Source organism: Amycolatopsis sp. VS8301801F10 (assembly GCF_046195355.1).
GTDB lineage: Bacteria > Actinomycetota > Actinomycetes > Mycobacteriales > Pseudonocardiaceae > Amycolatopsis.
Window position 1 is genome coordinate 8,509,049 of the sequence record NZ_CP176065.1, and the last position, 13,572, is coordinate 8,522,620.

At 70.6% G+C, this 13,572-nt stretch carries 10 protein-coding genes; 6 read left to right on the forward strand and 4 right to left on the reverse strand.

Annotation, left to right across the window (positions count from 1 at the left end; all coding sequences use genetic code 11):
• Positions 1 to 5: 5 nt before the first annotated feature.
• On the reverse strand, positions 6 to 1,754 hold the full coding sequence (locus F9C11_RS38975; RefSeq protein ID WP_409182338.1) for a proline--tRNA ligase: 1,749 nt from the start codon (positions 1,752 to 1,754) through the stop codon (positions 6 to 8).
• Between the two features lie 124 nt (positions 1,755 to 1,878).
• Here F9C11_RS38975 and F9C11_RS38980 point away from each other — a divergent pair, with 124 nt between their 5' ends.
• Entirely contained in the window at positions 1,879 to 2,235 is a 357-nt protein-coding gene (locus F9C11_RS38980; RefSeq protein ID WP_409182339.1) for a VOC family protein, read from the forward strand.
• A gap of 146 nt (positions 2,236 to 2,381) precedes the next feature.
• Here F9C11_RS38980 and F9C11_RS38985 read toward each other — a convergent pair whose 3' ends face one another.
• Positions 2,382 to 3,347, reverse strand: a complete 966-nt coding sequence (locus F9C11_RS38985) for a GNAT family N-acetyltransferase (protein WP_409182340.1) — start codon at positions 3,345 to 3,347, stop codon at positions 2,382 to 2,384.
• 66 nt (positions 3,348 to 3,413) lie between these two features.
• On the opposite strand from F9C11_RS38985, the gene yaaA reads away from it, so the two are divergent.
• Positions 3,414 to 4,157 carry a peroxide stress protein YaaA gene (gene yaaA, locus F9C11_RS38990; protein ID WP_409182341.1) on the forward strand — a complete coding sequence of 248 codons (744 nt, stop codon included), beginning with the start codon at positions 3,414 to 3,416 and terminating at the stop codon, positions 4,155 to 4,157.
• A 252-nt stretch (positions 4,158 to 4,409) separates the two neighbouring features.
• Here yaaA and F9C11_RS38995 read toward each other — a convergent pair whose 3' ends face one another.
• Positions 4,410 to 5,936, reverse strand: coding sequence for a phytoene desaturase family protein (locus F9C11_RS38995; RefSeq protein ID WP_409182342.1), 1,527 nt, complete (start codon positions 5,934 to 5,936; stop codon positions 4,410 to 4,412).
• 83 nt (positions 5,937 to 6,019) lie between these two features.
• Here F9C11_RS38995 and F9C11_RS39000 point away from each other — a divergent pair, with 83 nt between their 5' ends.
• On the forward strand, positions 6,020 to 7,006 hold the full coding sequence (locus F9C11_RS39000) for an aldo/keto reductase (protein ID WP_409182343.1): 987 nt from the start codon (positions 6,020 to 6,022) through the stop codon (positions 7,004 to 7,006).
• Between the two features lie 180 nt (positions 7,007 to 7,186).
• Here F9C11_RS39000 and F9C11_RS39005 read toward each other — a convergent pair whose 3' ends face one another.
• Positions 7,187 to 7,789 carry a TetR/AcrR family transcriptional regulator gene (locus F9C11_RS39005; protein ID WP_409182344.1) on the reverse strand — a complete coding sequence of 201 codons (603 nt, stop codon included), beginning with the start codon at positions 7,787 to 7,789 and terminating at the stop codon, positions 7,187 to 7,189.
• 92 nt (positions 7,790 to 7,881) lie between these two features.
• On the opposite strand from F9C11_RS39005, the gene F9C11_RS39010 reads away from it, so the two are divergent.
• The 3 genes from F9C11_RS39010 (at position 7,882) to F9C11_RS39020 (ending at position 13,184) form a co-directional block, all read left to right on the forward strand.
• On the forward strand, positions 7,882 to 9,396 hold the full coding sequence (locus F9C11_RS39010) for an FAD-dependent oxidoreductase (protein WP_409182345.1): 1,515 nt from the start codon (positions 7,882 to 7,884) through the stop codon (positions 9,394 to 9,396).
• Between the two features lie 786 nt (positions 9,397 to 10,182).
• Positions 10,183 to 11,139, forward strand: a complete 957-nt coding sequence (locus F9C11_RS39015; protein ID WP_409182346.1) for a serine protein kinase RIO — start codon at positions 10,183 to 10,185, stop codon at positions 11,137 to 11,139.
• Between the two features lie 320 nt (positions 11,140 to 11,459).
• The gene (locus tag F9C11_RS39020; RefSeq protein WP_409182347.1) at positions 11,460 to 13,184 is read left to right on the forward strand and encodes a DEAD/DEAH box helicase; all 1,725 of its coding nucleotides are present in this window, start codon (positions 11,460 to 11,462) and stop codon (positions 13,182 to 13,184) included.
• Positions 13,185 to 13,572: the final 388 nt, after the last annotated feature.

Here is a 13,572-nt window from a genome sequence, read left to right on the forward strand (position 1 = left end):
CTGCTTCAGCCGCGGACGAGCTTCGCGAGGTGGTCGACCACCGAGTCGACGGCGATTTCCTCGCGTTCGCCGGTGCGCCGGTCCTTGACCTCGACCAGCCCGTTCGCCAGGCCGCGGCCGACGACGAGGATCGTCGGGACGCCGACCAGCTCCGCGTCGGCGAACTTCACGCCCGGGGTCGCCTTGCGGTCGTCGAGGATGATTTCGAGACCGGCGGCGTCGAGTTCGGCGGCCAGCTTCTCCGCGCCCTCGCGCACCGTCTCGTCCTTGCCCGCGATGACCACGTGCACGTCGAACGGCGACACCTCGCGCGGCCACACCAGGCCATGCTCGTCGTGGTTCTGCTCGGCGAGCACCGCGACCAGCCGGGAGACGCCGACGCCGTAGGAGCCCATGGTGATCCGGACCGGCTTGGAGTCCGGGCCGAGCGCGTCGACCTCGAAGGCGTCGGTGTACTTGCGGCCGAGCTGGAAGATGTGCCCGATCTCGATGCCGCGCGCGGCGACGAGCGTGCCGTGCCCGTCCGGCGAGGCGTCGCCCTCGCGGACCTCGGCGGCCTCGATGGTGCCGTCCGGGGTGAAGTCGCGGCCGACGACCAGGTCGAGCACGTGGTGGTCGCGCTGGTCGGCGCCGGTCAGCCAGGCCGTGCCCTCGACCACGCGCGGGTCGACGAGGTAGCGGACCCCGTTCTCCTGCAACGCCTTCGGGCCGATGTAGCCCTTGACGAGGAACGGGTTCTTCGCGAAGTCGGCTTCCTCGAGCAGCTCCACCTCGGCGGGTTCGAGCGCCGCTTCGAGGCGCTTGAAGTCCACCTCACGGTCGCCCGGGATGCCAATGCCGAGCAGCTCCCACTCCTTCGCGCCCGGCTGACGCGTCTTGACCAGCACGTTCTTCAGCGTGTCCGCCGCGGTGAACTCGCGGCCGAGCCCGGCTGCGTTGAAGAACGCGACGAGCGTCTCGATGGTCGGCGTGTTCGGGGTGTGGTGGACCTGCGCCTCGGGCAGTCCCTCGATCGGGCGGGCGGCGGGCGCGGGCGTGACCACGGCCTCGACGTTCGCCGCGAAGCCCGATTCGGTGCTGCGGACGAAGGTGTCCTCGCCGTTCTCCGCGACCGCGAGGAACTCCTCGGACGCCGAACCGCCCATCGCGCCGGACGTGGCGGTCACGATCACGTACTCGATGCCGAGGCGGTCGAACAGCTTGATGTAGGCGTCGCGGTGGGCCTGGTAGGAGCGCGCGAGGCCCTCGTCGTCGAGGTCGAAGGAGTAGGAGTCCTTCATGACGAACTCGCGGCCGCGCAGGATGCCCGCGCGGGGGCGCGCCTCGTCCCGGTACTTGGTCTGGATTTGGTACAGCGTGACCGGGAAGTCCTTGTAGGAGCTGTACTCGCCCTTCACGGTGAGCGCGAACAGCTCCTCGTGGGTCGGGCCGAGGAGGTAGTCGGCTCCCTTGCGGTCCTTGAGGCGGAAGAGGGTGTCGCCGTACTCGGTCCAGCGGTTGGTGGCCTCGTAGGGTTCGCGGGGCAGCAGCGCGGGGAACTGGATCTCCTGCGCGCCGATCGCGTTCATCTCCTCGCGCACGACCTGCTCGACGCGGCGCAGCACCCGCAGGCCGAGCGGCAGCCACGAGTAACCACCCGGGGCGACCCGGCGGACGTAGCCGGCGCGCACCAGCAGCCGGTGGCTGGGCACTTCGGCGTCCGCCGGATCCTCGCGCAGCGTGCGGAGGAACAACGACGACATCCTGGTGATCACTGGGAACTCCCTGCGCTGAGCGGGCCTTAGACGTTTCGCACAGAGTAGTCAACCCCCCGGCCTCGACGCATGCGGGTTATCGGCGGGCCCGGTTTTTGTCGGTGGTCGCGGTTAGCGTGCGGGCATGGGTTTGGAGATGGGCATGATCACCGTCGACTGCGCCGAGCCGCGGCGGCTGGCGGAGTTCTGGACGGCGGCGCTGGGCGTTTCGGTGGCGGCGGACTACGGCGAGTTCGTGATGCTGGAGAGCCCGGCCGCGGGCGGGCCGCGGCTGGGGTTCCAGCGCGTGCCGGAGCCTCGGGCCGGGAAGAACCGCGTCCACGTGGACTTCGGAGCGGACGACCGGAAGGCGGAAGTCCGGCGGCTCGTGGAGCTGGGCGCGGCGGAGCTGGGGAACCATTCGGCTCCCGGGCTGGAGTGGACGGTTTTGGAGGATCCGGAGGGGAACGTGTTCTGCGTGTCCGGGAAGGGGGCGCATTGAGGCTGCGGTGAGGGGCGGTTTGGGTCCGGGTGATCGCGGCTGGCCCGGCCTGTGCGACCTGCGCACCAGTCGGGCCGCGGGCGAACGCGGTCCGCGGGCGAAGCCGACCTGCGCGGCGATCGGGAAGCGAGCGATCCGGACGGAGGTCAGCTGAGCGGCAACACGTACCCGTAACTGCGCTCGGCCGTCCGGTACCCGCACCGCTCGTAGACCGCGAGCGCGCGGTGCGTGTTGTCCATGTCCACCGACAGCGACGACCGTTCGAAGCCAGCCGCGCGACCGGCTTCGAGGGTGTGCGCCAGCAGCGCCGACGCCAGGCCGCGGCCGCGAGCCTCCGCCAGGGTGCCGACGTAGTTGACGTGCAGCTCCCGCACGCCGGTCGCCGCCGCGTCCGCTTCGTAGAACGACGACATCACGAACGCCACCACCCGGTCGCGTTCCGGCGAAAGGAGGAGGAACGACAGGTCCGGCCGGAAGTCCTTGTTGTCGCGAAACCGGTGTTTCCACTGGTCGGCGGAGAGCCAGGTGCTGCCCCAGTGCCCGGAGAACGCGGCGTTGCGCGCGTTGAGCACCAAGGCGTCGTAGCGCTCCTCGCAGGCGGCCAGCGGAAGGTCGTCCGGAAGCGGCGGCGCCGGTGGCAGCGAGGCCAGGTCCGCGCGCATCTCCACGAAGGTGCGCTCCTGCTTGAACCCGCCGCGTTCGAGGAGCGAGAGGTACCAGCGCTCGTTCTCGTGCGCGCCCGCGTGGAGTTCGAGCTTCGCGTCCGGGAAGTGCTGAGCGTGGACACTGCGGGCCGTACGCACGAGCCACTCGGTCAACACCGAAGCGACCTCGTCGGTCCGGTACTCCGGGTCGGTCAGCGACGCCACGTGCGGCTGGTGCACCGGCTCCGCGGCGTCGCGCGGGATGACCAGGGCGTAGCTCACCAGCCGTGACCCGTCCCAGGCCCCGACGCTCGCGCCGGGCAGGTCGACCGACGGGCCGGACATCTCCTGCCGCACGTCGCTCTCGTCCCAGTGCTCCCCGGTGCGGTCGGCTTCCTCCGCGACCGTGCAGAGCCGGGCGACCGCCCCGACGTCGGCGAGCGTGAGCGGGCGCCAGGCGAGTTCCATGCGGGCCAGAGTAAGGAGCAGCACACGCCCGCCGCACCTGGATTACCCGGCGGTTACGCTCCGGGGGTGCTGGTGCTCCTCCCCCCTTCAGAAACCAAGGCCGACGGCGGCAAGGGCGCGCCGCTGGACCTGGACGCGCTGTCGTTCCCCGAGCTGAACCCCGTGCGCGCCAAACTGGCCGACGCCCTCGTGGAACTCGCCGCCGACGTCCCGGCGAGCCTCGCCGCGCTGGGGATCTCCGAGCGCCAGTCCGACGAGGTCTCCCGCAACGCCCAGCTCTGGACCTCCCCGACGATGCCCGCGCTGCGTCGCTACACCGGCGTCCTCTACGACGCGCTCGACGTCAAAAGCTTCACCCGCGCCGGACTGGCCAAAGCACAACGGCGCCTTGCCGTCACGTCATCGCTGTTCGGCGTCGTAGCCGCAACCGACCCCATCCCCGCCTACCGCCTCTCGGGCGGCAACACGGTCCCCGCACTGGGCACCGTGAGAGGCCTGTGGAAGCCGGTCCTGGAACCAGTACTGCGCGACGTGGAAGGCCTGATAGTCGACCTCCGCTCCGGCACGTACGCCGCTTTCGCGAAGCTCCGCTCCGACGCAGTCACCGTCCGGGTAGTCACCGAAGACGCCAACGGCAACCGCACCACAGTGAGCCACTTCAACAAGGCCTACAAAGGCAAGCTGGCCGCGGTACTAGCCACCTCGAGAAGCGAACCGTCCACTGTGGACCAGCTAGTACGGGTAATCACCAAAGCAGGCCTAACCGTAGAACGCACCGGCGACCACGCCCTGGAACTCCTCACCGACTGACCACAACGGCGCCGCAGAACACACCGACTCCACCCCGGGGCCGAGAAACCGCCACCGATGCACCCAACAATCGGTGCACCCAGCCCCTCCCCCGCACCCCGATACGAAGCCTCCCTGCGGTCGGTGGGTGCTTGTCAAGGCATCTTTCCCGCCTTGACAAGCACCCACCGACCGTCAGCACAATCAAGCTTCGGGGTGCCCCGCCGCACCCGGCCCGCAATGTCGCCGCCAGGCGACGAGCAGCCCGAAGACTCAGCCCCGCCCAAGCACCGCCATCGCCGCATTACGCCCAGGAATCCCGCTAACCCCGCCCCCGCGAACCGCCCCAGCCCCGCACAACAACACCCTCTCGTACCCAGTCTCAACCCCCCAGCCCCCAGCCGTCTCGTCATCGCCATACGGCCAAGACAGGTCCCGGTGGAAAATATGCCCGCGCGGCAACCCAAGCTCCGCCTCGAGATCCAACGGCGTCTTGGCTTCAATACAGGCTTCCCCGTCCCCATCCGCCAGCAGACAGTCCTCGATCGGCTCCGCGAGCACGCTGTCCAACGACGCCAGAGTGGCCCGCAAAGCCTCCGCCCGCGCCCCGTCGTTGTCCGCTTCGAACAGCCGCGCCGGCATGTGCAGGCCGAACAACGTCAGCGTCTGCACCCCCGCCGCCCGCTCGGCCGGGCCGAGGATCGAGGGATCAGTCAGCGAATGACAGTAGATCTCGCACGGCGGAACCGACGGGATCCGGCCCGCCGCGGCCTCCCGGTAGGCAGTTTCGAGCTGGGCAAACGATTCGTTGACATGGAAGGTCCCGCCGAACGCGTCGCGCGGATCGACCGCCCGGTCACGTAACCGAGGCAACCGCCGCAGCACCATGTTCACCTTCAGCTGCGCGCCTTCTGGCGACTCCGCGGGTTCGTCACCGAGCAACCGGGCGAGCGTGCGCGGCGCGACATTCGCCAGCACCCGCCCGCCGACCGCCACGCGTTCCGTATCCTCTTGGCGGTAACGAACTTCGCCATCCGGCGTCACGGAAAGCACTTCCGCGCCGGTGACCAGCACCGCTCCAGCGCGACGGGCGACGTCGGCGAGCGCATCGGTGACCGCGCCCATCCCGCCGACCGGAACGTCCCAGTCGCCCGTGCCGTTGCCGATGAGGTGGTAGAGCAGGCAACGGTTCTGCCGGAGCTGCTCGTCGTCCGCGGAAGCGAAAGTGCCGATCAACGCATCCGTGAGCACCACCCCGCGCACGACGTCGTCGTCGAACAGCTCGCGCAGCGTTTCCCCGGCCGGGCGCTCGAAGAACGTCGCCCACGCCTCATCGTCGCCGATCCGTTGCCGCAGCTCGGCGCGAGTCGGCAACGGCTCGGTCAGCGAAGCGAAGGTCACCTCCGCCACCCGTGCCGCCGAGGCGTAAAACCGTTGCCACGCCGCATAGTCCTTTGTGGACCCAGTGACCGCGCGGAACGACGCACCGGTCCGCTCGCCGTCCCCCGTGTCGACAAGGAGACCCGTGTCGCCGGCCGGGGTGTAGGACGACATCCGCCGCCTCCGCAGCCGGACGTCGAGCCCCAGCTCGGCCGCGATCCGCTTCGGCAGCAGGCTGACCAGGTACGAATAGCGCGAGAGCCGGACGTCCACGCCGGGAAAAGCGCGGAACGACACCGCCGCCCCGCCGATCTCCGCACGCCGTTCCAGCACCAGCACCGACCGTCCGGCCCGGGCCAGATAGGCAGCCGCGACGAGTCCGTTGTGCCCGCCGCCCACGATCACCGCGTCGTAGTCCACCGCCGCGAGCCTAATGCTTGACCCGGAGCGCGCTCCAGGTCTTAGCGTCGCCCGGGACAGCATCCAGCGCAGAAGGAGCGACCATGACCGACGTCCCGACCCGGAATCTCGGCGGACTGACGGTTTCCGCGCAAGGCTTGGGCTGCATGGGAATGAGCCACGGCTACGGCGCGGCCGACGACGCGCAGTCGATCGAGACGCTGCGCCACGCGATCGACCTCGGGGTGAATTTCCTGGACACCTCCGACTTCTACGGCTCCGGCCACAACGAGGAACTGATCGGCCGCGCGATCGCCGACCGCCGCGACGAGGTCGTGCTGGCCACGAAATTCGGCATCGCGAACCGACTCGGCGAGCCGACCCAGGTCCGGGGCGACGCCGCCTACGTGCGCCAGGCCTGCGACGCCTCGCTGCGGCGGCTCGGCATCGACCACATCGACCTGTACTACCTGCACCGCGTCGACCCGGACGTGCCGATCGAGGAAACCGTCGGCGCGATGGCAGAACTGGTAAGGGCAGGAAAAGTCCGGCACCTCGGGCTTTCCGAAGCGAGTGCGCAGACCATCCGGCGCGCGCACGCGGTGCACCCGATCGCGGCCTTGCAGAGCGAATGGTCGCTGTGGACCCGCGACCTGGAGGCGGAAATCGCGCCGGCCTGCCGCGAACTCGGCATCGGCATCGTCCCGTTCTCCCCGCTCGGCCGCGGTTTCCTGACCGGCCGCTACCGCACCACCGAAACGATGGCGGACAACGACGTGCGGCGCTACCAGCCCCGGTTCGCCGAGGGCAACCTCGACCGGAACCTCGCGATCGTGGCGAAACTCGAGGAACTGGCCGCCGCGAAGGGGGTCACGACCGGACAGCTGGCGCTGGCGTGGGTGCAGGCGCGCGGCGAGGACGTGGTGCCGATCCCAGGCACGCGACGGAAGCAGTATCTGGAGGAAAATCTCGCGGCCCTGACCATAACCCTCACCACCGACGATCTCGCCGCGATCGAGGAGGTCGCCGCGCCGGAGAACTTCGCCGGAGCACGTTACGACGCGGCACACCTCGCGTTCGTCAACCGCTGACCTCGAGGCGGCGCTGGGCACCGGCGTTCCAGCGTCGCCTCTTCCCAGGCCCTCCGGATCTTCGGCGGCCGCTATGACCTCCAGCCGACCTTCCCGGGCTGATGGCTTCCGAGAAGGCCCCGCCACGCTTCTCTCGCTCGAACGCGCTCCAGGCAAATCACCCGGACGCCGCGGTCCGCCTCACCCGCCGACCAAGCGCTCCACCGCGTCGAACGCCCGCATCAACCGCTCCCGATGCGACTCCGCCAGCTCAGCGAGGTCCTCCCCTTCCAGCCGCCGCCGGATCGTCTCCACCGCCACCGTCCGGTAAGCCGCCACCACCAGCGCGGCGACCAGCGGCGCGTCCCCGGAGAACCGCTCGTCCGCGGCGAGCTCGGCAGCCAGCTCGGCTTCCATCTCGTACCCGAACGCCCGCAGCCGCGCGATCAGCGCGGGCGACTCCGCGACCGTCCGCATCAGCGGCTCGATGTCGCCGGCGACGCCGGACAGCACGTGACCCTCTTCCAGCATCGTCAGCGCGAGCTGCCGCAACGCGTCCACCACGCCGCCAGTCCGTTCGCGAACCGCCGACCGCACCAGCCCGATCGCCTCCGGCAAGCGGTCCAGGAGCAGGTCCTCCTTGCGCTCGAAGTGCGAGAACACGGTCACCTTGGACACCCCGGCCGCGGCGGCGACCTCGGCGATCGTGACCTCGTCGAACCCGCGCTCCAGGAACAGCCCGGTCGCGACCTCGGCGATCCGCGCCCGCGTCTTCGCCCCGCCTCGATCGCCGCGATTGGGCATGATCCACCCTTCCGTGTCGCCTTTACCTGGTAAGCTTACCTGGTAAGCACACTTGGTTAAGCCGTCCGGCACAGAGTAAAGGGGAGCACGACATGGAGCGGACTGAGGTGATCGTCGCGGGGGCCGGGCCCACCGGGCTGTTCCTCGCCGGGGAGCTGGCGCTGCGCGGGGTGGCGGTGACGGTGCTGGACCGGCTGCCGGAGCCGGATCCGACGGTGAAGGCCGGGTCGGTCAACGTCGCCAGCGCCGAACTGTTCGACCGCCGCGGCCTGCTGCCCGCGGCGGAGGCGGCGCAGCGGCGGTTCCTCGCGTCAGTCGGCACATTCGGCCCGACGGTCGAGGCCGCCACCCGAGGCGGCCGCCGGTTCCTGGCCGCCGGGCACTTCGCCGGTTTCCTGTTCGACAACGACCTGATCGACCAGAGCGACCCCGTGCTCGCCGCGCACCGGGCGGTGTCGAGCGGGCTCGGGGTGCCGCAGCAGGACGTCGAGCAGATCCTCGGCGAACACTGCGCCAAGCTCGGCGTCGACCTCCGGCGCGGCGTCGAAGTACACGGCGTGCGGCCCGCCGACGAGTCCGTGACAGTGGAAACAAGCGCGGGCGAGCTCACCGCGTCCTGGCTCGTCGCGGCCGACGGAGGGCGGAGCGCCATCCGCAAGCAGCTCGGCATCGAGTTCGTCGGCACAGACCCGGAAATGACCGGCTACCAGGCGATCGCCGACTTCGAAGACGCGAGCGGCCTGCGCCCCGGCTGGACCTGGACACCGCGCGGCGTCTACGCATACGGCCCGGTCCCCGGCCGCATCTTCCTCAGCCGCTTCCGGCAGCCACCGGAAGACCGAGACGCCCCGGTGTCGGTCGAAGAGCTGCAGGAGGCCGTCCGCGACGTCACCGGAGTCCCGGTGACCATCACCGGAATCCACGGCCGGGCCACGCGGTTCACCGACAACGCCCGCCAGGCTCGGCACTACCGGCACGGCCGCGTCTTCCTGGCCGGCGACGCGGCACATGTCCACTCCCCGCTAGGCGGACAGGGCTTGAACCTCGGCCTCGGCGACGCAGCGAACCTAGGCTGGAAACTCGCCGCGACCGTCCAAGGCTGGGCCCCGGCAGGACTGCTCGACACCTACGAAACCGAACGCCGCCCCATCGGCGCAGCAGTACTCGACTGGACCCGCGCCCAAGTCGCACTCCTGCGCGGCGACGAACGCACCGAACAACTACGCGAAATCGTCGGCGGCGAACTACTCAAGGTCCCCGCCGCGATGAACCGGATCGTGGCGCTGTCGTCCGGAATCCTGCAGCACTACGAGGTCGCCGACAACGCCACCGAACCAGTCGGCTCGCTCGCCGGAGACGAAGAACTGACCTCCGGCACCCGCCTGGCCGACCACGCCCACGACGGCCGTTTCGTACTCATCGACCGCTCCCCCGACGGCCGCTTCGCACCCCCCGACTTAGCCGACCGCCTCGCCTACGTCGCCGACCCAGCCGACGAGCCAAGCCTCCTGGTCCGCCCAGACGGCGTAATCGCGTGGGCAAGTTCGGGAGCCGACGACCAGAAACTCCTCGACACCGCACTCGCCCGCTGGGCAGGCGCGAAATAACTCGCCTGAACGAGCCAGCCGCCAAACCACCCCTCTCGCCCGCCCGGACGGCGCAACCGCGCCGACAAATCCCGGCGACGACGGGCCACAAGCCCCGACGCCGCACTCGCCCGCAGGCCAGCCACGGCCCCAGCCACGAGCCAAGGCCCCTCGCCCACCCAGCCCGCGTGGCCGCCCAGGGACGTCCCGCAAACCGCAGCCAGAACCCCGTCGACACCACGCCACCATGATCGGAAACACCACATAACCCAGCTCCGCGGCCCAACCGCCAAACCACACCGCCTCGCCCGCCCGGACAACGACGCGACCGTCTGGACAAGCCGCGGCAACGGCGGATGAGGAGCCCCGCGACACCGCACTCACACGCAGGACAGCCACGGCCCAACCCACGAGCCAAGCCCCTCCACCCACCCGACCACGCAAGTACGCCGCGCAAACCCCGACAAGACCCCCTCGACACCACACCCACCCGACGGAAGACACCACATGCCCCAGCCCAGTCCTCCAACCGCCAAACCAAGCCCTCCCCGACCAGAACCCCGCGTCCACCGAGCCACCGCCAGAAACCCCACACCCCCGCAGCGGGAAGGAGCGAAATAAATCAGTTGCGCGAGTCCACAACGAGCGGCAAGGTAGTCGCCGTCCGGCGGGAAGCCGTCGGCTGCCGGAAGCAAGGGAGGTGCGTCGTGGAGATTGTCCGGGCGCTGTCCTGCCCTCTTCCGCCCGCCCGCCTCGGCTAGAGCACGCGCTCGCCCGGTGGGCACCCTGATCTAGGAGAACCCACCAGTGCGCGAGCACGATTTCGACGAATTTTCCGACGCCTCCGACTACTCCGACCGCCGGATGCGCCGTCGCCCCCGTTACGACGACATGCCCGCCCCGACCCGCCGGGGGCGGCTTACCGAAGCCGAGCGCGTCCGTCTCGCCCAGGTTCGCGAGGACGCCTACACCGAAACCGAACTGCCCGACGGCGCCGACCGCTGGACCACCTGGGACGACGCCGACCAAGGTCCGCATCCTCGGCCCGACTGGGTGGTCACCGAACTCGCCGCGGTCGACACCGATCTCGGCGTGCTCAAGACCGGCAAGGAAGCGGACGTGCATCTGCTGCGCCGCAACCTTCCCGGAGAAGAAGGAGTTCTGCTGGCAGCCAAGCGATACCGCTCAGACGAGCACAAGCTGTTCCACCGCGACGCGGGTTATCTCGAGGGCAGGCGGATGCGCCGCTCCCGCGAGATGCGCGCGATGGCCGCGCGGACCTCGTTCGGCCGCAACCTGATCGCCGAACAGTGGGCGGTGGCGGAGTTCGCCGTCCTCAGTCGCTTGTGGACGATCGGGGCGCCGGTGCCGTATCCGGTGCAGCGGCACGGCACCGAGATCCTGCTGGAATTCCTCGGCGAACCCGACGGCACCGCCGCGCCCCGGCTGGCGCAGCTGCGTCCCGAACCGGACGAGCTGGCCGATTTGTGGGGGCAGGCGGTGTCCGCGCTGGAACTCCTGGCGGGACAAGGACTCGCGCACGGCGACCTGTCCGCGTACAACCTCCTGGTGCACGAAGGCCATCTGATGGTGATCGACCTGCCCCAGGCGGTCGACGTGATCGCGAACCCGCGCGGCCGGGAATTCCTGGCCCGCGACGTCGCGAACCTCGCCGGCTGGTTCCACAGCCGCGGACTGTCCGAACAGGTCACCGACACCGATGACCTGGTGCGGGAACTGGAAACCTCGGCCGGTCTCGGCTGAGCGCGGGGGCGGGGCCGCGGCTGTGCGACAGGCCACACCTGCGACCCCGCCCACAACCGCGCACCTGGGTGCGGGGCAACCGCGCTCTCTCAGGTAGAGTGTGTCAAGACCGCAACGGCGGCGTGGATGAGTTGGTGTCCGTCGCCTCCACAGTCCGCAGAAGGACTCGCGGCCATCCGAAGCAATTTCCGTCGGTGCGTCACGCCATGGCTCGGCGCACCGGGTCCGTCCCTGTGAACGCCCATCGCCACACCATCTTGCCCTGCCTGCGCGCGGGCAGCCCGGGCCTCCTTGCGACGTGCCACGTCCGAGAGGCATTTGTGACCATCACGTACGACTCCGGCCAGTCCGCCCGCTCCCGCGCGGGCCGCCCCGAGCGCAAGCCGCGGCACCGGCCTGCCGGTGGAGACGTTCTCCACGACGACACGGTGGAAACCCCCGCCGTGAAGACCTTCGCCCAGCTGGGCCTGCCCGAGCCGCTGCTGCGGGCGCTGTCCGAGGCGGGCATCGACGCGCCGTTCCCGATCCAGTCCGCGACCATCCCGGACGCGCTGGCCGGCCGCGACGTGCTGGGCCGCGCCCAGACCGGGTCCGGCAAGACGCTGGCCTTCGGCCTGGCCATCCTGGCCCGGCTCGACGGCGGCAAGGCCCGCCCGAAGCGCCCTCGTGCGCTCGTGCTGGTGCCGACCCGCGAACTGGCCATGCAGGTGGCCGACTCGCTGACCCCGCTCGCCAAGTCCCTCGGCCTGTGGTGCCGCACCGCGGTCGGCGGCATGTCGTTCGGCCGCCAGGCGGAATCGCTCGCCCGCGGCGTCGACCTGCTGATCGCCACCCCGGGACGGCTGTCGGACCACGTCCGCCAGGGCACCGCCTCGCTCGGCGACTGCAACTTCATCGCGCTCGACGAGGCCGACCAGATGGCCGACATGGGCTTCATGCCGCAGGTCCGCGAGATCATGGACCTGACCCCGCCCGGCGGGCAGCGGCTGCTGTTCTCCGCGACGCTCGACGGCGACGTCGACAAGCTGGTCCGGCAGTACCTGGCCGACCCGGTCACGCACTCGGTCGCGCCGTCGACCGCGAGCGTCACCACGATGGACCACCACCTGTTCCAGGTCTCGCACGCGGACAAGCAGGACATCATCACCCGGATCGGCGCCCGCGAGGGCCGCACGATCATGTTCGTCCGCACCAAGCACCACGTGGACCGGCTCACCGAGCGGCTGCGCGAGAGCGGCGTGCACGCGGTGGCCCTGCACGGCGGCAAGACCCAGGGCCAGCGCAACCGCGTCCTCGCCGACTTCAAGGAAGGCCACGCGGCGGTGCTGGTCGCCACCGACGTCGCCGCGCGCGGCATCCACGTCGACAACATCTCCCTGGTGCTGCACGTCGACCCGGCCGCGGACCACAAGGACTACCTGCACCGCGCGGGCCGCACCGCCCGGGCGGGCGCGTCCGGCATCGTCGTCACCCTGGTGACGCACGACCAGCGGCGCACCGTCCGCCGGATGACCGACCGGGCCGGCGTGCGCGCCGAGACCACGATGATCCGCACCGGGGACGAGGAACTGTCCCGCATCACCGGCGCCCGCGAGCCGAGCGGCGAGCCGGTGGTGGAGCGTCGCCGGGAATCCCCGCGCCGCTCGGGCGGCCGCGGCTTCGGCGGCGACCGCGGAGGCTTCCGAGGCCCGCGCGAAGGCGGCGGCTACCGCGGTTCGCGCGAAGGCAGCCGCGGCGGCTACGGCTCGCGGGATGACCGCGCTCCCCGCGAGGGTGGTTACAACCGCAGCTCGTACGAGGGCCGCAGCCCCCGCGAAGGCGGCTACGCACGCGAGGGCGGCTTCTCGCGTGAAGGCGGTCGCGAGGGCGGCTACGCACGCGAAGGCGGTCGCGAAGGCGGCTACGCACGCGAAGGCGGTTACGGCTCCCGCGAGAACCGCGGCGGTGGCGGTTACAGCCGAAGCCGCCAGCAGTCGCGCTTCGGCAGCGGCTCCGGTCGCCCGCAGCGCCCGAGCCGCGGCCCGCGCCGCGGACACGACGCCTGAGTGATTTCAGAAGAACGGCCCCGCTTCGGCGGGGCCGTTCTCCGTTTCCGGGCATGTATCGCCTGCTGAGCCGCACACCACAACGGACAAGCCCGGGCTCACCATCGGCCCGCGACGGTCACCGGACCCTGAAGCCGCTCGTCGGCACAGGGACCGTCGCTGAGCGGAGTCCCAGGCCACACCGCAGACAGAGCAGCCATCACCGAGCGGGGCTTCGCGCCGCGAGCCCACACCCCGGTAGACGAGCCGTCACTCAGCAGGGATCTCGCACCGCCGTCGGCCCATAGCCCGGCAGACGAGCCGTCACTCAGCAGGGATCTCGCACCGCCGTCGGCCCATAGCCCGGCAGACGAGCCGTCACTCAGCAGGGGCCTCGCGCCGCCGTCGG